Raw genomic sequence first — 22,541 nt, forward strand, 5'->3', positions numbered from 1 at the left:
CGGCTACGCTCGGCATGACCAACGCACGTTTGGTTAGCTCTGCACCGCAATGAAAACCTTACTGATTCCGAAAGAAGTTATCCAGCAGAATGGCGGCCGAAATGGCTACATTCAGGCTTTCGGCCCCGCCGCTGGCGCCCCGCGGTATATGCAGGCGGCGCGTGAGGCAGGCTTCTACGGCGGGCGTGAGGCCGTGCGACTCGCTGCCCATCACCAGCACGCCGGTGGGGCGCAGGGCCAGGCGGTGCACGTTTTCGCCGGCCAGGTCGGCCCCGAAAATGTCGGTACCAGCGGGCAGCGCGGGCAGCCAGGCGGCCAGGTCGCGCTCCCAGACGCGCACCCGGGCAAAGGCGCCCATGGTGGCGGCCACGGTTTTGGGCGAGTAGGCATCGGCGCAGCCGGGGCTGAGCACCACGCCGGGCAGGCCGTACCAGTCGGCCAGGCGCAGCAGGGTGCCGAGGTTGCCAGGGTCGCGCACTTCGTCCAGGGCCAGCAACAAAGCGCCCTGGGGCAACGTTGGAGGCAGGAGTTTTTCGGGGGGCAGGCGGGCCACGGCCAGCGCGGTGGTGTTGGTGGCCAGCGTGCCCAGCTGGGTCAGCTCGTACTCGGTGGCCACCGTGAGCGGCAGCCCCGGCGGGAGCTGCGTCCGGTGTTGGGCGGCAAAATCGGCCGTCAGCAGCAGGTGTTCGGTTTCCAGGTCGGAACTTAGCAGCTCCAATACGCTTTTGCCGCCTTCCACGAGGAATGCCCCGTGGCGCTGCCGGTATTTTTTTTGGTGCAGGGACTGCACGTATTTGCCCAGTGCTTTTGAAACCATTGTCGTCTGAATATTCGCCAAAATTACGGCCCGCCCGCCGGCTGCGCTGGCGCCTGGGTCCGCTGCTCGGGCTTTTACTTTTTGCGGCCTGCTCGCCGTTCAAGCTACTGCAGCCCGGCCAGCGCCTGCTGAGCCGCGTGGAGCTAAAGGGCGTGGACCAGGCCGACAAAGAACGGCTCGCAGCCCTGGCCCAGCAACAGCCCAACACCCAGTTCCCGTTGCCCAAGCTGGCCATCTACCAGCTGGGCTACAAATTCTACGATTCGGCCGCCATCAAAGCCAAGCTGCGCACCATTCAGGCCCGCTTCGATGCCCGCATCCAGGAAGTCGGCACCGACTCGGCCAAGTTGGGCAAGCTGCTGGTGCAGCGCGAGCGCAAAGTAAACCGCAAGCAGCTGGCCCTGGACAAGGGCAACGCCATCATGCGCCTGGGCGAGGCCCCGGTGATTTACGACACGCTGCTCACCCGCCGCTCGGTGGAGCAAATGACGACCTTTCTGCATTCGCAGGGGTTTTTCCGGGCCACCGTAACGGCCACCGATACCGGGCGCTACCAGCGCGGCCTGCTGCTGCGGGCCCTCAAAGCCGTGGGCGGCGTTTTTCCCAGCAAGCCCGATTCGCTGGACCAGGCCAAGAACTACCGCCGCGTAACGGTCACCTACAACATTACCGAAAACCGACCTTTCCTGTATCGCCTGCAGGCGCCCAGCATTGCCGACTCGGGCGTAGCGGCCGTGGTGCGCGCCGGGCAGGGCGCCACGCTACTCAAGGAAAACGCCCGCTACAACGAGGAATTGATTGGCAAGGAACGCAACCGACTCGAAACGCTGGTAAAAAACGCCGGCTATTTCGACTTCCGCGAGCAGTACATCACCCTCGAAGCCGACACCAGCTACGCGCCCTTCACGGTGCGGCTGCGCACGCTGATTGCGAACCCCGCCCCCGGCCAGGGCCACCGCATTTACACCCTGCGCCAGGTGCGCTTCATTACCGATGCCGGCATATTGCGGACGCTGCGCGCGTCCACATCCGACACCCTGCTCCGGGCCGGCACCGGGGCCGCCCGCCGGGAGCGGCCCGAAGCTGGCTTTCGCACCGATACCGTGGTGACGGACTCCATCCACTTTGCCGCCTTTGAGCAAAAATACAGTACCCGCCTGCTGGCCCGCAAGGTGCTGGTGCGCCCCGGCCAGCGCTACAGCCTGACCCGCACGCTGCAAACGCAGCGCCTGCTGGCCGACCTGGACATGTTCCGCTTCAATACCGTGAACTACCGCAAGGTGGACGACCCGCCCATGACCGACAGCACGGGGCTACGCCCGGACAGCGGGGAGCTGGTGGCGGTTATCAACGCCGCGCCGGCGCCTAAATACACCGGAACCAGCGAATTTGGCGGCACCTACGTGGCCAATACGCCGGGCCCCTTCATCAACCTCCGGCTGAAAACCCGCAACCCGTTTGGCGGGGCCGAGGTGCTGGAACTGGGCGTGCGGGCCGGTTTTGAAGGGCAGCTCGTGCGCGTGGCGGGCACCACTGATGACCAGGAATCAGTCTACACCACTCAGTTGGGAGCCACGGCAGCTTTGGTGTTGCCCCAGTTTCTGGTTCCCTTCCGCACCAACCAGTTTCTGACGCGCTTCAACCCCAAAACCAGGTTTTCGCTGTCGGAAACATTTGTAAAGCGGCCCGAATACACCCGCTCCAACTTCGAGTTCACCTATGACTACATCTGGCAGCGCTCGCCGTTTCACCAGTACGTATTTTCGCCGGTCGTCATCACCTTCGTGAATACGCCTTTCATCAGCACCGAATTTGCCGAGCGCCTCGAAACCCTGCGCGTGGAACAGGGCTCGTCGCTTTTTCGCTCGTTTGTGAGTTTGGTTGAACCCAGCATCAGCTTCACTTCCCTCTACAATTCCAACGATTTCAGCCAGACCCGCAACGCGCAGTACTTACGCCTGTTCGGCGAGTTGGGCGGCTTGACCAGGGGCCTGTACAAGGACGCGCTGCTGGACAATTTGGGCCTGAACGTGTATGACTTTGCCCGGTTCAGTGTCGATTACCGGCGCTACCACCACCTTTCGCCGCGCACTTTTTTCGTGTGGCGCCTCAATGGCGGCTACGTGCACGCCCTCACGCGCACCATCGACCCGCGCGATGGCAGCAGCCAATACGTGATTCCGTACGATAAATCGTTCTTTGCCGGCGGCTCCACCAGCCTGCGGGCCTGGGCCCCGCGGCGCCTGGGTCCCGGCGGCTACACCCCACTCCGCCTCAAAGACGGCAACGTGGTACGGGACTTCCTCACCGAACAACCCGGCGAGCTGCTGCTGGAAGGCAGCGTCGAATACCGGTTTCCGGTTTACAACTTTGTAAAAGGGGCCTTTTTCACCGATTTTGGGAACGTGTGGGGCTTGCAGGAGCGCAAAAAGGACGGCGAGTATCTGCGTCCCGGCGCGCAGTTTCAGCTTGATTCCTTCTATAATCAAATTGCGGTGAGCTCGGGCATGGGCGTCCGGTTCGACTTCACCTTCCTCATCCTGCGCCTCGACGCGGCCGTGAAAGTGTACGACCCTGCCGCCATCGACGGCCAGAACTGGGCGCTACGCAACTTCAATACCATCGATAACCGCATCGCCTTCAACCTGGGCATCGGCTACCCGTTTTAGTTGTTGGTTGTCAGTTGCTAGTTGCTGGTTGTCAGGCTGGCGCGCGTCTCTGACGCGGTGCCTACTGGGTTCGAGCCTCTGGCTAGTTGGTTGACGAGTGGAGGCTGAGTCGGACAGCACTTACGCGAACGGCTGCGAAAAACGCTTGTTTGGCTACCGTACGCAAGTCCTATACGACTCAACTTCAACTCGTCAACCAACGAGCCAGAGGCTCGAAGCCAATCGACAGCGCGTCAGAGACGCGCGCCAGCCTGACAACTAACGACTAGTAACCAAGCAGTTCCTCCAGCACTGCCGCTACTTTGGCCGCGCTGGGCAGCATCATCTTTTCCAGCTCCACATTCAGGGCAATTGCGGGCAGGTTAGCCGCGCCCAGCGTAAATACCGGAGCGTCCAGCACCTCGAAGCAGTGGCGCTGAATGCGGCCGGCGAGGCTTTCGGCGAAGCTGTTCATCAACGGCTCTTCGGTGAGGACCAGTACTTTGCCGTGGCGACGGGTGGCGGCAGTCACGGCCTCAAAATCGAGGGGATTGAGGGTGCGCAGGTCCAGAATTTCAACTTGACCGGGGAAATCGCGGCTGGCCGCTTTGGCCCAGTGCACGCCCATGCCGTAGGTCACGACCAGGGCGGTTTCGCCCCGGCGCAGCTTGTCGGCGTCGGCGGCCTGGGCCACGGCGGCCTTGCCCAACGGAATGGCGTAGCCGGCGGCGGGCTCGATGGTTTTGGCTTCTTCGGTGCCGGGCACCTTGCTCCAATACAGGCCCTTATGCTCCAGCATTATCACCGGGTTGGGGTCGAGAAAGGCAGCCCGCATCAGCCCTTTCATATCGGCGGCATTGCTGGGATACACCACTTTAATGCCCCGGATAGTGAGCAGCGTGCTTTCGATGGAGCCCGAATGGTAGGGCCCGCCCCCGCCGTAGGCCCCGATGGGCACGCGAATCAGGGCCGGAATGGGAAACTTACCCATGGTGAGGTAGCACGATTTCGACAGCTCCTCCACCAGCTGGTTCAGCGCGGGCCAGATGTAGTCGGCAAACTGAATTTCGACGATGGGCCGGGCGCCCACGGCCGCCATGCCCGCCGTACTGCCCACGATGTACGCCTCCTGAATGGGGGTATTGAACACCCGCGCGTCGCCGTACTTCTTGGCCAGCAGCGCGGCTTCGCGGAACACGCCGCCCAGCTCGCCGCCCACGTCCTGCCCGTAAAACAGCGCCTCCGGGAACTCCCGCAGAATGTCGTCCACGGCGTGCAGGGCGGCGTCCACCATCAGGGCCTTTTCGGCCCCGGCGGGGCTGCGTTCGCCGGTTTCGGCGGTCACGACAGTTGGGGCAAACTCGTGGTCGGCAAAGGTAGCCGGGTCGGGGTTGGGCGCGGCCAGGGCCAGCGTCCAGTCGGCCCGCACCAGGGCCGTGGCCTCGGCGGCCAGGGCCGTGAGCTCCGCTTCCGCAAAGCTTTGGCGGAGCAGCTGCTGGTGCAGGCGCGGCAACGGGTCCTGTTCCTGATGCGATTCCAGGTCGTTGCGGTACCATTCACGGCGCACGCCGCTGGTATGGTGGCCCAGCAGCGGGCATTTGGCATGCACCAAAGCCGGCCCCTTGCGCGCCCGAACGTGGGCAAACGCCTCGCCCAAGCCCTGGTGCGACGACCCGAAATCGGCCCCGTCCACTTGCAGGCGCAGCATTCCGGGGAAACCGGCGGCAAACTCGTAGGCATTCATGGCGCGCATTTCGCGACCCGTGGCCGAGATTCCCCAATCGTTGTCCTGCACCAAGTAGATGATGGGTAACTGGTGCAGCACGGCCATTTGCAGGGCTTCGGCCACTTCCCCTTCCGTCATGGCGCCATCGCCGATGGAGCAGAGCACTATAGGGTATGCGGGTATGCGGGTTTGAGGGTGGGAGGGATTAGAAACATCAGATTCTTTGGCTCCCTCGTACCCTCCTACCCCTTTACCCACCTGCCCTAATTTCAACCCCTGCCCTTCCATATACTTGATGGCGTGGGCCATGCCCGTGGCCGGAATGGCCTGCATGCCCGTAGCCGAGCTCTGGTGCGGAATAACCGGGATGCCGGGCCTGCGCAACGACGGGTGCGCGTAGTAAGTACGCCCCCCGCTGAAGGGGTCGTCGGCCTTGGCCAGCAGCTGCAGCATCAGCTCGTAGGGCCGCAGGCCCAGGCCCAGCAGCATCGCATCGTCGCGGTAGTAAGGCGCGGCGTAGTCGGTTTCGGTGAGCAGAAAAGCGGCGGCGAGCTGCACGGCTTCGTGGCCCCGGGCGGTGGCGTGCACGTAGCGCGAGGCCGTGGCTTTTTCTTCTTCGTAAAGGGCCGCCATCGCCGCAGCGGTGTGCATCAGGCGGTAAGCCCGGCGCTGCAATTCTTTGTCGATGCCCGGCGCGGCCGTTTTGGTGAGCGTAGCAAACGTGGCCGCAGCAGCGGCGGCGGCGGCCGATACGCGAGTTGACGCCAGGTTGGTGAAATCGGAAACTACGGATTCAGACATCGGGAAGGTGGGATATTGGGCCACAAAAGTACACTTCACCCGCTAGCCTATCTTTGTGGCGCGGTGGCCGGCCGTGGTTTTTATATTGTCTACCGTGCCGCCCGCGCCGCATATTTTCCGTTTTTCCGCGCTCAAATGTCTGTTTCCCTTACTTCCTCCCCTACCATTCGGCCCGAAATTGAAACGTGGCTGGCTGACTTTCAGCTGCGTTTGTGCCAGCAGCTGGAAACGGCCGACGCCGGGCCGGCCCTTTTCCTCACCGATGGCTGGCAGCGCGAGGGCGGCGGCGGCGGCCGGTCCAAAGTGCTGGAAAACGGCCGCGTGCTCGAAAAAGGCGGGGTCGGCTTTTCGGCCGTGTGGGGGCAGATGAGCGAGGCGGCGGCCCGACAGCTGCACATGCCCGACCCCGGTTTTTACGCCACCGGCGTGAGCGTAGTGCTGCACCCGCGCAGCCCGCGGGTGCCCATCATCCACATGAACGTGCGGTATTTTGAGGCTGGCAACGGCGAAGCCTGGTTCGGCGGCGGCATCGACCTCACGCCCATTTATGTGAACGAGGCGCAGGCCCGCCGCTTCCACGCCCGCCTCCGCGCCGTGTGCGACCGCCACGACCCGGCCTACTACCCCAAATTCACCCGCTGGGCCGACGACTACTTTTACCTGCCGCACCGCCAGGAAACCCGCGGCGTGGGCGGCATTTTCTTCGACCGGCTGACGGTGGGCAAGGACGGTTCGGTGGAAGCTCTGTTTGCCTTCGTGCAGGACGTGGCCGAGCTTTTTGGCCCTTTCTACACCGAAATCATGGCCGAAAACCACGCCCTGCCCTTCGGCGAGCCTGAGGAAGCTTGGCAGAGCCTGCGCCGCGCCCGCTACGCCGAGTTCAACCTGGCCTTCGACCGGGGCACCCGCTTCGGCCTGGAAACCGGCGGCCGCACCGAATCCATTCTCATGAGTTTGCCCCCGCGCACGGGCTGGGCCTACAATCCTGCCCCGCCCGCACCAGACTCACCGGAAGCCGCCACGTTGGCCTGGCTCAGAAAAGGAGTAGATTGGCTGGCCGATGCTTGAATTCATTAAAGACCTTGACACCCAGCTTTTGCTGGCCGTGAACCGAGCCCAAAGCCCGTTTTTGGATGAGGTAATGGTATTCGTATCGGAGCGCACGACCTGGATTCCGGCCTACGTGCTGCTCATTGGCTTTCTCATCTATGAGTTTCGGCGCCGCGCCGTGCTGCTGCTGCCGCTGGTAATTGCAGGCGTGGGCTTGGCCGACATCATTACCAGCCGCTTATTTAAGCCTTATTTTGCCCGGCTCCGGCCCTGCCACGATGCGGAGGTTTCCGGCCTGCTGCACCTGCCCAACGGCTGCGGCGGCCAGTTCGGGTTTTTATCATCGCACGCGTCCAACTCCTTTGCATTGGCCGTTTTCCTGGCAGTGGCGCTGGCCCCCGAGCGATTTCGCGCCCTTAAAATCAGCGCTTTCCTGTGGGCGATATTAATGTCGTACAGCCGCGTGTATCTTGGTGCGCACTATCCGGGCGATGTGCTGGGCGGCGCGGCGGCAGGTGGCCTGCTGGGCTGGGCCGCTGCCGCGGCCTACCGGCACCTGGCGGCTCGGCACGCGCCGCGTTTTCTTTAAACACCGATGCAAAAGCAAGCCGCATCATACGCCCATAAAGCCCTGCAAACCAGTTCAAAGCATCTAGCTTGCAGCTTATGGCTTCAAGCTGAGGTCTAATTGCTTATGCCTGACTCAGAACGTCGTTTTCTCTTCCTGCTGGCCAGCACCCGGCGCCTCGGTAACAGCGAGCAGCTGGCCTACTGTGCCGCGCACCCGCTGCCAGCCCACACCGCAATCCGCTGGCTGCACTTGAGCGACTATTTGCTACCGGAATTCGTGGACATGCGCCACAGTGGTGGCTACCAGCTCCCCACCGGCAATGCCCAGCTACTGCTGGAAGCTACCCTGGAGGCCACGGACGTCGTGCTTGCGGCACCGCTCTACCTGTACGGACTGCCAGCGGCAGCCAAACAATACCTGGATTACTGGAACGGCTGGCTCCGCACGCCCGACCTCGCCTTTGGCGAGCAGATGCGGGGCAAAACCCTGTGGGCCATTGTGGTGAGCAGTGGCCAGCGCGCTGAAACCCTGCCGCTGGAAGCCGCCCTCCAGCTCACCGCCCGGCACATGGCCATGCACTGGGGCGGGCTGCTGTACGGCACCGGCTCCCGCCCCAACGACATTCAGCAGGATGATGCTGCGCTGAAACAGGCGCAAACCTTTTTTCAGCTTGTTAAGCCTCCAAAGTAGCGTTAGCCCGTGCCGCTTGCTACCGCCCCAGCAGCTTGGCCACGTATTTTCCCACGATGTCAAACTCCAGATTCACGGTTTCACCGGCCCGCAGCTGCTGGAAGCTGGTGTGCTCGTAGGTGTACGGAATGATGGCCACCGTGAAGCCTTCGTCGGTGCTTTCGAAGCAGGTGAGGCTGGTGCCATTCACGCAAATTGAGCCTTTTTCCACGGTGAGCCGGCCGGGACCGGGCGCGTGGCCAAACCGAAACAGCCACGAACCCTGCTGGTCGCTCACGCTCAGGCAGGTAGCCGTGGCATCGACGTGGCCCTGCACGATGTGGCCGTCGAAGCGGCCGTTGGCGGCCAGGCAGCGCTCCAGGTTTACGTGCCGGCCGGGCTGCCACTGGCTCAGGTTGGTTACGCGCATGGTTTCGTCGATGGCCGTGACCACGTGGATACCCGCGGCGGCATCCACGGCCACCACGGTCAGACACACGCCGTCGTGGGCCACACTCTGGTCAATTTTCAGTTCGGCGGCAAAGGGTGAGGACACGGTGAAATGCCGGTTGCTTCCTTGGTTTTCGACGGCCACGATGGTGCCCAACGCTTCAATAATTCCAGTAAACATGCTGTCTTGATTTTAGTAACACGGGCCAATGCCCCGGATTGAAAAGCAAAGAACGGCGCCCGGAAGCCAGGGGCCGTTCTTGAGACTTGGAGGAGCAATAACCGCGCGGGCGGCGGATTGATTAACGGTCCGATTTGTCGAGGGCGCGCCAGTCGAGCTCGCCGCCTTCGCGGCGGCGCAGGAACACGGTTTGGTCGTCTTTCTGGGTTTTGCCAAACGTGAGGTCGCCCCGGCAATCGAGGCAGCGGATGGACGTGTACTTGAATTTGTCCTGCGCCACCCGGCTGCTCAGGTCCAGATTGTCGGAGCCGCAGAGGCCGCACGCCGCCACGTCCTGGAAGCTGAGCCGGTCGTACTCGGCCACGGTTTCGTGGAAATTATTGCCCTGCACGGTGAAGTGAAACTGCTTGCGCCCAATGCGCTTGGAAACCATCATCTGCAACATAAACTGCCGAAAAAGTAGGTGAATTAATGGTTTAAAATTACAAAATATTCGCCTGAATTACAAGCGCATATGAAATGTTTCGGCAATAAAAAAAGGCGCTTGACAGCGCCTTTTTTTATTGCCGAAACAGCGGTTACTCCTGTACGAATTTCACGGTGCGGCGGGCCGTTCCCGCGCTCACTTCACAGGTGTATATGCCTTTGGCCAGGCGGCCCAACTTCAGCGGAACGGTGCTGGCGGGGCTGGCCGCCAGCTGCTGCCGGGCCACCACGGCGCCGCGGGCATCCAGCACGCGCACGCTCAGCGGCCGGCCGCGCAAGTCCGTGGGCAGGGCCAGGGTGAGGAGGCCATCGCCCACCGGGTTGGGAAACAAGCCCAGCTCCTCGCCGGTGGCGCGGGCGCCAATCGTGTCCAGCGGTGTGCCGGGATTCAGGGCATTGTAGGCGGCAACGAAATTGGGGATGCCGTAGCCCAGGCTGGCATCGGGCGCGGCGCTTTGCGAGGCCGTGTTGCGCAGTGCCGCAATTACCTGCTGGGCGGTGAGCGTGGGGTTGGCCTGCCAGAAACCGGCGGCCATGCCGGCCAGCACCGGGCAGGCGTAGGAGGTCCCGTTGCCCCGGAATGCCGTACCATTCGCCGCGAGCACGGCCGTGGCGCGGCCCATAGCTGCCAGCGTAGGCTTCACGCGGCCATCGGAAGTAGGCCCGTACGAGCTGAAGCTGGCCCGAACGCCGAACGAGTCGACCGCGCCTACCGACATGATGGAATCAGCATCGGCCGGGGCGATGATGTAGCGCCACGAGTTGGCGCCTTCGTTGCCGGCCGAGTTCACCACCAGTATGCCCACGCGGGCCGCAATGGTAGCCGCCCGCGAGCTAATGGCCGTCCGACCGTTCATGTCGGCGTAGGTGTAGGACACGGAAGGCGCATCGAAAGAGTAATAGCCCAGCGATGAGCTGATAATGTCCACGCCCACCGAATCGGCGTACTCGGCCGCAGCCAGCCAGTTGGCTTCTTCGATGGGATGCTCGGAATCAATGTCTTCGGTGAGGCACAAATGGAACGTGGCTTTGGGCGCGCTGCCAATGAAAAAGCCCTCCTGGTTGGCGGCCATCGTCGAGAGGCAGTTGGTGCCGTGGCTGCTGCTCTGGTACACATCGCGGCCCCCGCTCACAAAGTTGCGGGTACTCGCCAGGCGCTGCTCCTTATAGAGCGGCTGTAAGGCCGGAATCTGGTCCACGCCCGGAAAGCCCGCATCGAACACGGCAATCTGCATGCCTTCGCCCCGAAAACCGGCGTCGTGCATAGCCAGAGCACCAATCTGTTCGTTTTGGCGGTAGGCTTTGCCGTACTTGGAGCGAGTGGCCGCAGTGCCGCGAGCGGCGGGCAGCGAGGCTACCTGCGGCAGGGCCGGCGTGGGCCCTTTGGCGCGCGTGCTGCGGTTGAGGGTGGCAGCGCTACGCACCGAGGGCAGCGCCGTGACACGGGCCAACGTGGCCGAATCGCAGGAAACCACCGCGGCGTTGAACCAGCGCGAGGTGTACACCACTTCAATCTTGCCGCTCACACCGCGCACCTGCGCCACGTAGGCGGGGTTCACGGGCAGGTCGCGGGGCAGCACGGCAATGCCCTGGCGGGTGCGCCGGGCCACCGAGCGGGCCGAGAGAAAGGCCTGCGGCTGCGCCACCGAAAACGGCGTACCCGCTTTGTCGCGGAAGTACACCAAGTGGCGCCGCACCGACCCTTGCGCCGCTACGGGCGCTACAGTCAGCACGTTGAGCACACCAGCGGCCAATACCACAACCAGACTTTTTACCAAAGAAGCTACCATCAAAAGTCAGAAATAAAGGAAAACAAACGAGAGCGGGCAAGCTAGCGCGGCTCCATATGCGATTAGCAGTTTTTAAAGGAATTAAAAATTAAAAATCTGACCGTCAAAATTTTAATTTTTAATTCTTCATTTTTAATTCCTTTAATTCTGTTCCTGGCGGGCAACCTAGCGTGGCCCGTAGTCAATAAGCGTTTCCTGGCGTGTGAAGGCCAGGGTGAAGGCGCCGGGCGGATACACCTGGTTGCCGTTGGCATCCACGTAGGTGTAGGGCAGGATGTTGACGCGGCGGCGGAAAACCGGTCCCACGCCTTTGGCAAATACCTGTTGGTAACTAGTCCGCTTCACCAGACTGTTTTCAGCCGCCGCCCCGGTATTTTCGGTGGTGAGGGTTTCGGTGTAGGTTTTGGCGGGTGCGGAGGCCACCGCCGCCGTGGTGTACGACTCGCCGATGCGGCTGTACTGGCGGGTTTCGGCGGTGATGGTGTCGTTGAAGTTGTTGTTGAACGCGTTCAGGTTCCAGGAACGGCCCTCGCGCACCGGGAAAATCAGCTCCACCGTGCGGGTATTGTTGCGGTTGAGGGCCACGAACTGGTCGGTGGCGCTGAGCACGAACACGCTGTCGTTGCGAAACGTGGTGCCTGGCGGCACCCGCACGGAGCGCACCAGGCGGTAGGCGGTTTTGCCGGCCGCGTCCAGAAAGGTTTCGGTGATGGTTTCCTTGAATTCGTACACCGTGGCCCGCGGCACGCTCGTTACCAGCCCCGCCCCCTGGCCCGTGGCCTGGCTCCAGGTAGAGTCTACCACGGCGTAAGTCCAGAAATTCCCCACCGCAATGGGGTAATAATCCGTTTCCGGGGCCGGGGCCGGCATGGTTTCGTTTTCGCAGCTGGCCAGGCCCAGCGCCGCCACGGCAGCCACTAGCGCAAATCCGGTGCGGCCGGTGGCCATTCTGGCCTTCAGGGTCGATACAAAAGCGTACATAATGGGCAGATTAGGAGCTGAAAACCTTAGCGGATGGATTCCGCAACGGCAAAAGGTAAGGGGAATTCGCCGATTACGTGGCGCTCAATCCAGCCGCCACCCAGCACGTCCTGGCCATCGTAGAACACGGCCGCCTGGCCGGGCGTGATGGCGTGCACGGCTTCCTCGAAATAAACGCGGATTTTGCCGTCCACTTCTTCCAGAAACGCCGGGGCACCGTCGTGGTTGTAGCGCACCTTCACCACGGCCGGCACCAGGCCCTGGCCGGCCAGGCTGGCCTGCTTGCCCATATTGAGCTTGCCCACCACGGTGGCCGTGCTGGCCAGCTCGTCGTAGTTGCCCAGCACCACTTCGTTGGTATCGGGCCGGATTTCGAGCACGAAAGCCGGATAACCGAGCGCCACGCCCAGCCCCTTGCGCTGCCCGATGGTGTAGAACGGGTAGCCCTCGTGCTTGCCAATGACGCGGCCGTTTTTGGTCACGAAGTTGCCGCCGGCCACGCGCGCCTCCAGGCCCGGCACGCGGCGCCGCAGAAAACCGCGGTAGTCGTTGTCGGGGATAAAGCAGATTTCGTAGCTCTCGGGCTTGTTCACCAGCTCGTTGAAGCCGCGCCGCCGGGCTTCGTCGTAAATCTCGGTTTTGCGCATGCCGCCCAGCGGGAATAGCGTCCGGCTCAGGCTCTCCTGGCTTACGCCCCACAGGGCATAGCTTTGGTCTTTATTCTCATCCAGCCCTTTGCTCACCACGAAGCGGCCGGTTTCGGCTTCTTTGCGGATGTTGGCGTAGTGGCCGGTGGCAATGAACTGGCAACCAAGCTGGTCGGCCCGGCGCAGCAGGGCGTCCCATTTGATGTGGGTGTTGCAGAGCACGCAGGGATTGGGCGTGCGCCCGGCGAGGTATTCGTCGGTGAAGTTGTCGATAACAAAATCGCCAAACTCGTCCCGGATGTCGATGATATAGTGCGGGAAGCCGAGCTGCACGGCAATGTCGCGGGCATCGTTGATGCTATCGAGCGAGCAGCAGCCGGTTTCTTTTTTAGACCCGCCCGCGCTGGCATAATCCCAGGTTTTCATGGTCATCCCGACTACTTCGTAGCCTTGTTCGTGCAGCAGCACGGCCGCTACACTGGAGTCAATTCCGCCGCTCATGGCGACGAGTACCCGTCCTTTTACTTCGGTATTCATAGGTGATGCAATACGCCCGGAGCTTGAATGGTTCCGGCCGGCAGCCACAAAGGTACAAGCGTGCGGTAAGCTTTAGTTTGCCGTTTGAAGCTCTGCCAGCAGCCCTAAACAATTACGAGCTGCAAACCACTCTTTTTTGCTGGCTAATGCTGGGTTGGGCCGGCATCGGCCACGGCAAGCTAAAGCTTACCTCACTTTACTTACCCCGTCCTTCCACGATAATTTTTAGGGTGTAGAGCAGCACGCGAAAATCCATCGCCAAACTCATGTTTTCGATGTAGAGGATGTCAAATTTGAGCCGTTCCACCATTTGGGCTACGGTTTCGGCGTAGCCGTACTTCACCTGACCCAGGGAGGTGAGGCCGGGGCGCACGCGGTGCAAATGCCGGTAATGGGGCGCGATTTTCACAATCTGGTCGATGAAAAACTGCCGCTCCGGGCGGGGGCCCACAATGCTCATGTCGCCCTTAAGCACGTTCCAGAACTGGGGCAGCTCGTCGAGGCGCACCCGGCGCATGAAACGGCCCCAGTTGGTGATGCGCGGGTCGAAATCGGAGCTAAGCGCCGGCCCGGTTTTCTCGGCATCTATCACCATCGACCGGAACTTGATGATATTGAACGGCTTGCCGTTCTTCCCAATCCGCTCCTGCCGGTAAAACACCGGGCCGGGCGACGAGAGCTTCACCATCAGGGCCGTGAGGGCGTACACCCAGCAGGCCAGCAGCAGAAACAGCGCCGAGCCCGCTACATCGATGACGCGCTTGAGCACCACCTGCCACACGGGCAGCAAGTCCTGCTTGATTTCGATGAGCGGCGTACCGAACATGTGGTTCACCTTCACCGAGCCCAGCAGCATCTGATACAAGTCGGGCAGGATGCTTACGCGGGCCGGCGTGCCTTCCAGCAGGGCCAGAATGTCCTGAATGAGGCGGTGCTCGCTGGGCTCGATGGCAATCACAATCTGCTCAATCTGATGGGCTTGCACCAAATCCGGCAGCTCGTGGTAGGAGCCCGCCGTGGGCAGGGCCAGCGCCAGGTCCGGGTCCACGGTGTCAGCTACCGGCGTGAAGCCGACGAGCCGCAGCCCCAGGTGCCGGCCGGTGCGCGAAAGCTCGCTGAACGTATTCATGGCCAGTGCGTTGGAACCCACCAGCAGCGTAGGGAAATAAATGCGCCCCTTGCGAATCTGCCGCTGAATGGTACTCACCGTTACCGTGCGAAAGAAGGCGGTGATGGAGAAATGCAGCAGAAAGTACGCCGTAATGGTTTTGTAATACAGCCGGTAGTTCACCACGCCTTCATCATCGAGCAGCAGGGCGAAGAAGATGACGACGGCGCCCAGCAGCGAAACCCGGGCCAGGCGCAGGATTTCGGAGAGGCGCGACTTGCGGTAGATGTCGCGGTACTCGCCGATGAGAACGTAGAGAACGGTCCAGAAAATAGCAATGGCCAGGGCCGAAGCCGTCAGGTCGAACAGGGCGCCCTCGTTGAACTGATAGCCCGTCAGTTCGTTGAGCAAGTACTTGCGCAACAGGAAAAAGCACATCCAGGCCAGGAGGGCCGCCCCGAAATCGGCGGCCACGAGCTTAACGTATTGGAAGCGGCGAATCAGCTGCAAAGTGACGGGTTGGGTAGTATTTTAGCGGCCAGTGAGTAGAAACCGCGCCGGACAAAGGTAGGGGCTGCGGGCGGTGTGCCCTTATCCTTTTGCAACGAATGGGTTGGATTGGCGGCCGGCCGGCCCGTTCCTCATCAGTCGCTTCCTTAATAATTACGACAAGCACGCGGCGCCTAGCCGCTGGCTTACCTTTTCCCGACTTTCCTCTTTTGTCTACTTCTGCCGATACTTACCGCCACCAAGGACTGCGCCGGGCACTGGGCCGCGAGCTGCGCCAGCGCGGCATTCACGACGAGCGGGTGCTTGCCGCCATTGCGGCCGTGCCCCGTCACCTGTTCTTCGAGCCCGCCTTCGAGGCCCACGCCTACCAGGACAAAGCCTTTCCCATCGGCGAAGGCCAAACCATTTCGCAGCCCTACACCGTGGCCTACCAAACCCAGCTGCTGGACCTCGCCCCCACCCACCGCGTGCTGGAAGTGGGCACGGGCTCGGGCTACCAGTGCGCGGTGCTGCTGCGCCTTACGCCCCATGTGGCCAGCATCGAGTTCAACGAAGTGCTGTTTGCGCGTACCCGGCAGCGGCTGGCCCAGCTCGGTGCCGACGGAGCGGCCCTGCGCTGCGGCGACGGCTCGCTGGGCTGGCCCGAACAGGCGCCTTTCGACGCGATTCTGGTGACGGCCGGGGCGCCGGCCCTGCCCCCGCCCCTGCTGCGCCAGCTGCGGGTGGGCGGCCGGCTGGTGATTCCGGTGGGCGACGCCCAGACCCAGCGCATGGTGCGCGTGACCCGCGAAGGCGCCGAGTCCTTTGTGCGCGAAGAGTTCGAGGAATTCCGGTTTGTGCCCCTGCTGGGGGCCAGCGGCTGGCGCCCGTAGCGGCCGGACGGTAGATTCATGGCCTCTTCCCGCTTTAAACCAGCGGGCCGTTGGCCCTGGGCCGTACCTTTGCGGCGCTGCTCCTAAGCCCATGTTGTTGGCGGCGGCGCCCTTCCTCATCTGTTCTATTTCTCTTCGCTGATGCGCAAGCAAAAAAACGTTGCCGAGTCTTTTGTCATCATGACTGAGCTGGTGTTGCCCAATGATACCAACACGCTGAATAACCTCATGGGGGGCCGCATGATGCACCTCATGGACATTGCCGCCGCCATCGCGGCCCAAAAGCACTCTAACCGCATCGTGGTCACGGCGTCGGTCGATAACGTCTCCTTCCGCGACAGCATCCGGCTGGGCAACGTGGTCACGCTCCAGGCCCAGGTGACGCGGGCGTTCAGCTCCAGCATGGAAGTTCACATCGACGTCTGGGCCGAGGACATTCCCAGCGGCACCAAGGTAAAAACCAACGAAGCCTTCCTCACTTTCGTGGCCGTGGACCAGGCCGGCCGACCCATCGACGTGCCCGAGGCCATCCCGGAAACCGAGGAGGAAGTCCGCCTCTACGACGGGGCCCTGCGCCGCCGGCAGCTGCGCCTGGTACTGGCCGGCCGCATGAAACCCGACGAAGCCCAAGAGCTGAAAGCCCTTTTCGCCCTGGAAAAAGCTGATTTCCTGCCCCTGCCCTAAGTAATCAGCCCCAAGCTTTAAGCTGCAAGCCACAGGCCTGGGGCTGATTTACAACGTTATTTGAAGCTTCGATGCATGTTTATTCTTGCATCAATCCTTAAGGCCCTTTTTTCCCGCGCAAACGCTCGTAATTTATGTCCGCTGAAAAACTTGCCTTCCTGCAAAATTTCTACACCGACGTAACCCTTTACGTGCCAGCAGAACCGGCCCCAGCCGTGGAGCCAGCGGCGGCGCCAGCTGCTCCGGCGCCAGCCGTCGCTCCGGCGCCGCCCGCCAAACCGGCAATAGCCAAGCCGGTGCGCGACGTGCAGCTTCCATCCCGCAGCTACAGCAACCCTACAGCCGGGCTCGAACGGCTGGCCAGCGGCTTCGGGCACCCGCAAAGCGTATCCAGTCCGGCCCCGGCCGCTGAGCTGGCCGGGGCTCCGGTTGCGGCACCGCCCGCGCCCCGGCCCATGCTGCCGCCGGCCACCGAGCCGCCCGCCGCACCCGCCGTTGCAGCCGCACCGGTTTTACCTGCCGCGCCCACCGTGCCCCCGGTTATGCTCACCACTTTTACCACGCTGGGCAGCAACGCACAGGGAGTAATTTTCCTGTTCCGAGTGCCGCCAGAGCAGTTCATGAAACTGCACCGCAACGTGTTTTTGAACAAGATGCTCCAGGCGCTGGGCCTGGTAATGGCCGACGTGGTGCTCGTCAACGTGGAATCGGAGCTGCCCGTGGCGCTGGTGAACCTGCGTCGGGAGCTGGCTGCCACGCACATCGTGGCCTTCGGCCGGAATCTGCTCGACACCACCATCCGCAACACCCAGATTTACGAACCCGTCCTGTTTCCCAGTCTCAACCTCTCCTACCTGTCCTCTGCCACCGTGGAGTTGGTGGAATACGATGTCAGCCTGAAAAAGCGCCTCTGGCCCGGCCTGCAGCGCATGTTCCTAGGGTAGAAAACGAATGCTGGCCGTCGTTTAGCGCGCAGCGCGTAACGGCGGCCAGTATTTTGAGTTTGACCTCAGACATTAAAATGCAAAAGGTCCGTCTGTAAACAGACGAACCTTTTGCATTGCTGCGAAAAGCACTTACTTCAACACTTCGGCCAGCTTGGCGGCAAGGGCTTCGCCGCGCAGGTTTTTGGCCACAATCCGGCCCTGTGGGTCAATCAGGTACGACTGCGGGATGGATTTGACACCGTAGGACGCCCCGCCCGCGCTGTTCCAACCGGCCAGGTCCGATACGTGGTGCCAGGTTAGGCCGTCGGCCTGAATGGCTTTCTCCCACTTGCCTTTGTCCTGGTCCAGCGAAACCGAATAAATGGTAAAGCCTTTGTCTTTGAACTGGTTGTAGGCATTTACAACGTTTGGGTTTTCCTGACGGCAGGGCCCGCACCAGCTCGCCCAGAAATCGAGCAATACGTACTTTCCGCGCAGGCTGCTGAGGGCCATATTGCCCCCGGTGGGCTGCGCCAGATTGATTTCCGGGCCCATCGCGCCAATGGCAGTGGCCCGCATGGGCTCCAGACGCGCCGTAAGCTCCTTGGTGAAGGGCGAATTCGGGTTGACCTTGCGCTGCACGGTAGCAATGGAATCGGCGAACTGGAATTCTTCCTCCGAGCTGAGGAAGGCGCCGACGGCAAATCCGCCTACCACCGTGGTGGCATTCTGGCGAATCAGGGATTTAATCTTGTTGTTGTTGCGGGTTTGAATGGTGTAGAACTGCTGTTCGACGGCCTTCATTTCCTCGGTTTTGCCGGCCTGGCCGGCGGCGTTGTAGCGCTGACCCAGGCTTTCCATCTCCTTTTTCGAGCCCTGCATTACCTGCGTGAGCTGCCGGAGCACTTCGGCGTCCTTGCTGCCTTTCACGGTGTAGGTCAGGGGCAGGCTTTGGGCATCGCCGCTGAGCTGCACCTTGGTTTTGTCGTCGAGCAGCAGCAGCACCTGATTGGCATCGTCCACTTTCAGCTGGTAGATTCCGGCCACCGGACTGGTTCCCTTGATGGTGAATTTGCCCGAGGCATCGGTTTTGGTCTGGCCTTTCTCCACGAACTGGTTCGATACCAGCTCGGAAAGCCGAATTACGGTGCCAGCCGGCGCATTCTTCAGCTGGCCCGAAACTTCGTAGCCATTGGCAGCATCGGCGCTTTGGCAGGCATTAGCCAGGGAAAGCACGGTGGCAGCCAGAAAAACAGATTTAATCATAGTTGTTGAATGTAACATACACGAATGCTGGTGCAGCTTTGGGTAGCCAACGCGTGGGGGAAAGGTTATTGTTCCAGCGCCTGAATCCACCGGGCATGCCGCCAGCCAACCATGCACAAATGCCAGAAGCGGGAATTTGCCTGCTTAGCCGTCCAGGGCTGTGCGCAGCAGCTGGTTGGCCAGTTTGGGGTCGGCTTTGCCACCGGTCAGCTTCATCAGCTCGCCCATGAACATGCCGGTGAGCGACTTTTTGCCGCCCCGGTACTCCTCCACTTTGGCGGGGTTGGCGGCCAGCACTTGCTGCACCAGGGCCGCCAGCTCGCCATTATCGGCTTGCGTGAGCAGGCCCAGGCTTTCGGCCGCGCCGGTTGCGTTGGCCGAAGGATGGTCGAGCAAATGCGGAAAGAGTTGCTTGGAAGCTACCGAATAGTTCAGCTTGCCCGCATCAATCAGCTCAATGATGCCGGCCAGCTGAGCGGCGTCGAGCGGGAAGTCGGCCATGGTCAGGGCCCGCTCGTTGAGGTAGGATTTCACGGGGCCCATTACCCAGTTGGCGGCGGCTTTGGCATTGGGCGTGAGGCGCGACAGGTCGTCGAAGTACAGGGCCACGTCCTTCTGGTCCACGAGCACCGAGGCGTCGTAGTCGTTCAGGCCCAGCTCGCCGGTGAAGCGTGCGTAGAGCTGCTGCGGCAGGGCCGGCAGCTCGGCGGCCACGCGGTGCAGCCACTCGTCGGAGATGATGAGCGGGGGCAAATCCGGCTCGGGGAAATAGCGGTAGTCGTTGAGCGTTTCCTTGCTGCGCTGGGCGTTGGTGGTGCCGCTGGCGGCGTCGAAGCCGCGGGTTTCGCTGTCTACTTCCCCGCCGGCCTCAATGATGCCAATCTGGCGCTCGATTTCGTAGGCAATGGCGCGCTGCACATTGCGGAAGGAGTTCATGTTTTTAACCTCCACCTTCATACCGAACTGCTCGGCGCCGTGTAGCATCACCGACACGTTGGCGTCGCAGCGCAGCGAGCCTTCCTCCATGTTACCATCGCAGATGCCGAGGTACTCCACCAGCTTCTTGATTTCGAGGAGGTAGTTGTAGGCCTCTTCGCCGGTGCGGATGTCGGGCTCGCTCACAATCTCAATCAGCGGCACGCCGGCCCGGTTCAAGTCCACGAGGGTTTCGGTTTCGCCGGCCAGGTGCATGCTCTTGCCCGCGTCTTCCTCCATGTGGATGCGCGTGACGCCGATTTTCTTAACCGAGCCGTCGGCCAGGCGCACATCTACGTGGCCGTCGTGGCAAATCGGGGTTTTGTCCTGCGTAATCTGGTAGCCCTTGGGCAGGTCGGGGTAAAAGTAGTTTTTGCGCGCAAACAGGTTGTCGCGCCGAATGGTGCAGTTGGTGGCCAGGCCCATTTTCATGGCAAACTCCACGGCCGTGCGGTTCACCTTGGGCAAAGTGCCGGGGTGGCCGAGGGTGATAACCGAGAGGTTGGTGTTGGGCGCCACGCCGTACTCGTTTTCATCGGACGAGTACATTTTGCTGTGCGTGAGCAACTGAGCGTGTACTTCCAGGCCGATAACGGGCTGGTATTTGGCAAGAATGGCTTCGTCCATATCAAAAAAACGCGGGGTACTAAGTAGCTATTGGGGCCTAAAGATAACGCCTTGGGGGAAGCTTGCATGGCACCAAGCTGCTCGGGTTGCCCCTTTGCCACGTCGGTAAGCTGTAGGAAGGCGGAGGGCATTTAAGGAGGCCTGCTACTTGGGGTGTGCCACAAATTTCCCATAGGGGTTCGTGGTCCCACTATCTGGCAGCACTAGCACTGGTATAGCTCGTTGTGAGATTTAGTGGTACCACGACCAAAGAATCGTGGCACCACCCCAATTTAGACCACCAAAGTTTTAGCGGCCGAGAAATCCAAAAGGACTCCTAGGGGGCTCGCGAGGCTGCTCAAATAACTTCGAAACGGCTTGCTGTGGTATCTCGAGCTTGAAATAAACCGGCACTATAAAGTTGCATTTAACTACTTGGCCGTCGCGGCGGGCCGGCATGAACTGCCGCTTTAACTGAGCGACGGACCGCAGGGTGGCGGCACTCAGATAAGGGCTTCCCGACGATATTACTCTGGCATCAGCCAGGCGGCCGTCTTCGGCCACTATCAGCTCAACCAGCACCTCACGTTTCCAGTCCTTGTGCCGCATGTTCATCACCTGCGCAATGTCCCGGCGCATTTCAGCCGCCTCTACCGGATTTAGCCGAACACCACGCGCTATTTCTTTCACCAGCTCTGCCTCGCCGCCCGGGTAAAGGGGCAGCTGCTCGTAGCCGAAGTAAGGCACAGGGGAGCCATCAGGAGCGTAGCACGACCCCACGCTGCCCCGTCCGTGCACGTATTGCTCGCGGCGCTTCAGGGTACCATCCGGGTAGTAGGTGAGCAGGTCGCCGTGGCGCTTGCCCATCACAAAGTCTTCCTTGGAGCGCATCGTGCCGTCCTCATACCAGTTGGAGAGGGTGCCGTAAATGATGCGCCGCCGCACATTACCATAAGGAACGAATTGCTTGAGCTTTCCTGAAGGATAATTGAGGTGGTCGGGTCAAACAGGAGAGAATTGGGTGCTAACTTCCCGAACCCATGGAAAAAGCTCCTCCTACGAAACGGCCGCGTTATGATGCGGCCTTCCGCGCCGAAGCCCTGCGGCTGGCCAGCGAAAGCCGCTCCACGCTGGCCGCCGCCCGCGCCCTGAATATCGACGCCAAGCGGATTTATGCCTGGCAGAAAGCGGCCCAGCAGCCCTTGCCCGCCGACCCGGCCGAGGCCACCGAAGTGCGGGCGCTGCGCGTCGCCAACAAACGGCTGGCGCAGGAGCTCGATATTTTAAAAAAAGCCATCGCCATCTTCTCGCATCCCCCGACCCAGTGAGTACGCTGCAATTCATTGACCAGCAGCGGCCTTTTTACCCGATCCAGCAACTTTGCCAGGTGCTGGACGTGGTACCCAGCCGCTACTACGCCTGGCGGCACCGGCAGGCGGCCGGGGCCGTGGGCAGGGCCGAACCGGCCTGGGAAACGGAAATGATGGCGGTTTTTGACTACCACAAACGCCGCTACGGCACGCGTCGGCTCCGGGTTGAGTTGCGGGAAAAGGGCCATCGGGTAGGCCGCCAGGCCCTGCGCATGGGGCTGCGCCGCCACGGGCGCAAGGCCTTGCAGCCCAAGTCCTTCGTTCCGTGCACCACCGATTCGACCCACGGGCAGCGCTGTGCCCCCAATTTGCTGCTTGACCAGCCGCGTCCCACCCAGGCCAACCGGGTGTGGGTGAGCGACATCACCTACCTGCCGCTAGCCAACGGGACCTGGGCTTACCTGTGTGCCTTTCAGGACGTGTGCACCAAGCACGTGGTGGGCTGGCAGGTGCGCGCCGACATGCCCGAAGCGCTGGTCACCAGCGCCTTACAGCGGGCGCTGCTGGCCCAGCGGCCCACCCCCGGCCTCATCGTCCATTCCGACCGGGGCGGGCAATACGTGGGCAACGCTTACAAGGCTGTGCTGCGCGACGCCCAGGCCCAGCTCTCCCACAGCCGACGCGGCGAGTGCTACGACAACGCCCAGGCGGAAAGCCTGTGGTCGCGCCTCAAAACCGAGGAGCTCGAAGCCCGTGACTGGCCTGTCTTCGCCGACCTAGCCGATGCCCAGGCCAGCGTCGCCGACTATTTTGACTACTACAACCATGAGCGTCGCCACTCCAGCATTGGCTATCAGAAGCCGTACCAGTTTCATCAACAGCACCTTAACAACATCACCCAATTCTCTCCTGCTTAACTAGACCACCTCA

General features: G+C 61.8%; 20 protein-coding genes. 9 read left to right on the top strand and 11 right to left on the bottom strand.

Annotated features, from left to right (window positions below; translation table 11 throughout):
- Positions 1–58: 58 nt before the first annotated feature.
- Positions 59–817 (bottom strand): RNA methyltransferase, encoded by a 759-nt coding sequence (locus GM79_RS05740; protein WP_035560624.1) that lies wholly within the window; start codon positions 815–817, stop codon positions 59–61.
- On the opposite strand from GM79_RS05740, the gene GM79_RS05745 reads away from it, so the two are divergent.
- On the top strand, positions 808–3,486 hold the full coding sequence (locus GM79_RS05745) for a BamA/TamA family outer membrane protein (RefSeq protein ID WP_161787128.1): 2,679 nt from the start codon (positions 808–810) through the stop codon (positions 3,484–3,486). The genes GM79_RS05740 and GM79_RS05745 overlap by 10 nt on opposite strands.
- A 265-nt stretch (positions 3,487–3,751) precedes the next feature.
- On the opposite strand, the gene GM79_RS05750 is transcribed toward GM79_RS05745, so the two are convergent.
- The gene (locus GM79_RS05750; RefSeq protein WP_081867579.1) at positions 3,752–5,992 is read right to left on the bottom strand and encodes a thiamine pyrophosphate-dependent enzyme; all 2,241 of its coding nucleotides are present in this window, start codon (positions 5,990–5,992) and stop codon (positions 3,752–3,754) included.
- 135 nt (positions 5,993–6,127) lie between these two features.
- Between GM79_RS05750 and hemF the strand changes: the two genes are divergently transcribed.
- The 3 genes from hemF (at position 6,128) to GM79_RS05765 (ending at position 8,303) form a co-directional block, all read left to right on the top strand.
- On the top strand, positions 6,128–7,060 hold the full coding sequence (hemF, locus tag GM79_RS05755) for an oxygen-dependent coproporphyrinogen oxidase (protein ID WP_035560673.1): 933 nt from the start codon (positions 6,128–6,130) through the stop codon (positions 7,058–7,060).
- The gene (locus GM79_RS05760) at positions 7,053–7,631 is read left to right on the top strand and encodes a phosphatase PAP2 family protein (RefSeq protein ID WP_051718563.1); all 579 of its coding nucleotides are present in this window, start codon (positions 7,053–7,055) and stop codon (positions 7,629–7,631) included. The genes hemF and GM79_RS05760 overlap by 8 nt, the downstream gene beginning before the upstream one ends.
- A gap of 105 nt (positions 7,632–7,736) precedes the next feature.
- Entirely contained in the window at positions 7,737–8,303 is a 567-nt protein-coding gene (locus GM79_RS05765) for a flavodoxin family protein (protein WP_035560629.1), read from the top strand.
- Between the two features lie 19 nt (positions 8,304–8,322).
- Here GM79_RS05765 and GM79_RS05770 read toward each other — a convergent pair whose 3' ends face one another.
- From GM79_RS05770 to GM79_RS05795, 6 genes are all read right to left on the bottom strand, one after another.
- The gene (locus GM79_RS05770; RefSeq protein ID WP_035560632.1) at positions 8,323–8,913 is read right to left on the bottom strand and encodes a riboflavin synthase; all 591 of its coding nucleotides are present in this window, start codon (positions 8,911–8,913) and stop codon (positions 8,323–8,325) included.
- 121 nt (positions 8,914–9,034) lie between these two features.
- Complete coding sequence (locus tag GM79_RS05775) at positions 9,035–9,349, bottom strand: hypothetical protein (protein WP_152559859.1); 315 nt, start codon at positions 9,347–9,349, stop codon at positions 9,035–9,037.
- A 142-nt stretch (positions 9,350–9,491) separates the two neighbouring features.
- The gene (locus GM79_RS05780) at positions 9,492–11,189 is read right to left on the bottom strand and encodes a S8 family serine peptidase (protein WP_035560638.1); all 1,698 of its coding nucleotides are present in this window, start codon (positions 11,187–11,189) and stop codon (positions 9,492–9,494) included.
- A gap of 165 nt (positions 11,190–11,354) precedes the next feature.
- Entirely contained in the window at positions 11,355–12,170 is an 816-nt protein-coding gene (locus GM79_RS05785; RefSeq protein ID WP_035560641.1) for a hypothetical protein, read from the bottom strand.
- 26 nt (positions 12,171–12,196) lie between these two features.
- On the bottom strand, positions 12,197–13,354 hold the full coding sequence (gene mnmA / locus GM79_RS05790) for a tRNA 2-thiouridine(34) synthase MnmA (protein ID WP_072008548.1): 1,158 nt from the start codon (positions 13,352–13,354) through the stop codon (positions 12,197–12,199).
- Positions 13,355–13,550: 196 nt separating this feature from the next.
- Complete coding sequence (locus tag GM79_RS05795; RefSeq protein WP_072008549.1) at positions 13,551–14,972, bottom strand: sugar transferase; 1,422 nt, start codon at positions 14,970–14,972, stop codon at positions 13,551–13,553.
- Positions 14,973–15,181: 209 nt separating this feature from the next.
- Here GM79_RS05795 and GM79_RS05800 point away from each other — a divergent pair, with 209 nt between their 5' ends.
- From GM79_RS05800 to GM79_RS05810, 3 genes are all read left to right on the top strand, one after another.
- The gene (locus tag GM79_RS05800) at positions 15,182–15,844 is read left to right on the top strand and encodes a protein-L-isoaspartate(D-aspartate) O-methyltransferase (RefSeq protein WP_035560644.1); all 663 of its coding nucleotides are present in this window, start codon (positions 15,182–15,184) and stop codon (positions 15,842–15,844) included.
- 141 nt (positions 15,845–15,985) lie between these two features.
- Complete coding sequence (locus tag GM79_RS05805; RefSeq protein ID WP_035560647.1) at positions 15,986–16,528, top strand: acyl-CoA thioesterase; 543 nt, start codon at positions 15,986–15,988, stop codon at positions 16,526–16,528.
- A gap of 134 nt (positions 16,529–16,662) precedes the next feature.
- On the top strand, positions 16,663–17,472 hold the full coding sequence (locus GM79_RS05810) for a hypothetical protein (protein ID WP_035560651.1): 810 nt from the start codon (positions 16,663–16,665) through the stop codon (positions 17,470–17,472).
- A gap of 132 nt (positions 17,473–17,604) precedes the next feature.
- Here the strand turns inward: GM79_RS05810 and GM79_RS05815 are convergent, their stop codons facing one another.
- The 3 genes from GM79_RS05815 to GM79_RS05825 form a co-directional block, all read right to left on the bottom strand.
- A complete protein-coding gene (locus GM79_RS05815) occupies positions 17,605–18,720 on the bottom strand; it encodes a TlpA disulfide reductase family protein (protein WP_035560654.1) in 1,116 nt (371 codons plus the stop codon).
- Between the two features lie 144 nt (positions 18,721–18,864).
- Positions 18,865–20,322 carry an Asp-tRNA(Asn)/Glu-tRNA(Gln) amidotransferase subunit GatB gene (gene gatB, locus GM79_RS05820; RefSeq protein WP_035560656.1) on the bottom strand — a complete coding sequence of 486 codons (1,458 nt, stop codon included), beginning with the start codon at positions 20,320–20,322 and terminating at the stop codon, positions 18,865–18,867.
- Between the two features lie 288 nt (positions 20,323–20,610).
- The gene (locus GM79_RS05825) at positions 20,611–21,246 is read right to left on the bottom strand and encodes an energy transducer TonB (protein ID WP_035560659.1); all 636 of its coding nucleotides are present in this window, start codon (positions 21,244–21,246) and stop codon (positions 20,611–20,613) included.
- Positions 21,247–21,341: 95 nt separating this feature from the next.
- Here GM79_RS05825 and GM79_RS05830 point away from each other — a divergent pair, with 95 nt between their 5' ends.
- A complete protein-coding gene (locus tag GM79_RS05830) occupies positions 21,342–21,629 on the top strand; it encodes a transposase (RefSeq protein ID WP_035559831.1) in 288 nt (95 codons plus the stop codon).
- Complete coding sequence (locus tag GM79_RS05835) at positions 21,626–22,528, top strand: IS3 family transposase (RefSeq protein WP_051718502.1); 903 nt, start codon at positions 21,626–21,628, stop codon at positions 22,526–22,528. The genes GM79_RS05830 and GM79_RS05835 overlap by 4 nt, the downstream gene beginning before the upstream one ends.
- Positions 22,529–22,541 lie beyond the last annotated feature (13 nt).

Source organism: Hymenobacter sp. IS2118 (assembly GCF_000715495.1).
GTDB lineage: Bacteria > Bacteroidota > Bacteroidia > Cytophagales > Hymenobacteraceae > Hymenobacter.

Coding starts and splice junctions, on each gene's coding strand:
- GM79_RS05740 (WP_035560624.1), bottom strand. CDS start 817: ATGGTTTCAAAAGCACTGGGCAAATACGTGCAGTCCCTGCACCAAAAA.
- GM79_RS05750 (WP_081867579.1), bottom strand. CDS start 5,992: ATGTCTGAATCCGTAGTTTCCGATTTCACCAACCTGGCGTCAACTCGC.
- hemF (WP_035560673.1), top strand. CDS start 6,128: ATGTCTGTTTCCCTTACTTCCTCCCCTACCATTCGGCCCGAAATTGAA.
- GM79_RS05760 (WP_051718563.1), top strand. CDS start 7,053: ATGCTTGAATTCATTAAAGACCTTGACACCCAGCTTTTGCTGGCCGTG.
- GM79_RS05765 (WP_035560629.1), top strand. CDS start 7,737: ATGCCTGACTCAGAACGTCGTTTTCTCTTCCTGCTGGCCAGCACCCGG.
- GM79_RS05770 (WP_035560632.1), bottom strand. CDS start 8,913: ATGTTTACTGGAATTATTGAAGCGTTGGGCACCATCGTGGCCGTCGAA.
- GM79_RS05775 (WP_152559859.1), bottom strand. CDS start 9,349: ATGATGGTTTCCAAGCGCATTGGGCGCAAGCAGTTTCACTTCACCGTG.
- GM79_RS05780 (WP_035560638.1), bottom strand. CDS start 11,189: ATGGTAGCTTCTTTGGTAAAAAGTCTGGTTGTGGTATTGGCCGCTGGT.
- GM79_RS05785 (WP_035560641.1), bottom strand. CDS start 12,170: ATGTACGCTTTTGTATCGACCCTGAAGGCCAGAATGGCCACCGGCCGC.
- mnmA (WP_072008548.1), bottom strand. CDS start 13,354: ATGAATACCGAAGTAAAAGGACGGGTACTCGTCGCCATGAGCGGCGGA.
- GM79_RS05805 (WP_035560647.1), top strand. CDS start 15,986: ATGCGCAAGCAAAAAAACGTTGCCGAGTCTTTTGTCATCATGACTGAG.
- GM79_RS05810 (WP_035560651.1), top strand. CDS start 16,663: ATGTCCGCTGAAAAACTTGCCTTCCTGCAAAATTTCTACACCGACGTA.
- GM79_RS05815 (WP_035560654.1), bottom strand. CDS start 18,720: ATGATTAAATCTGTTTTTCTGGCTGCCACCGTGCTTTCCCTGGCTAAT.
- gatB (WP_035560656.1), bottom strand. CDS start 20,322: ATGGACGAAGCCATTCTTGCCAAATACCAGCCCGTTATCGGCCTGGAA.
- GM79_RS05830 (WP_035559831.1), top strand. CDS start 21,342: ATGGAAAAAGCTCCTCCTACGAAACGGCCGCGTTATGATGCGGCCTTC.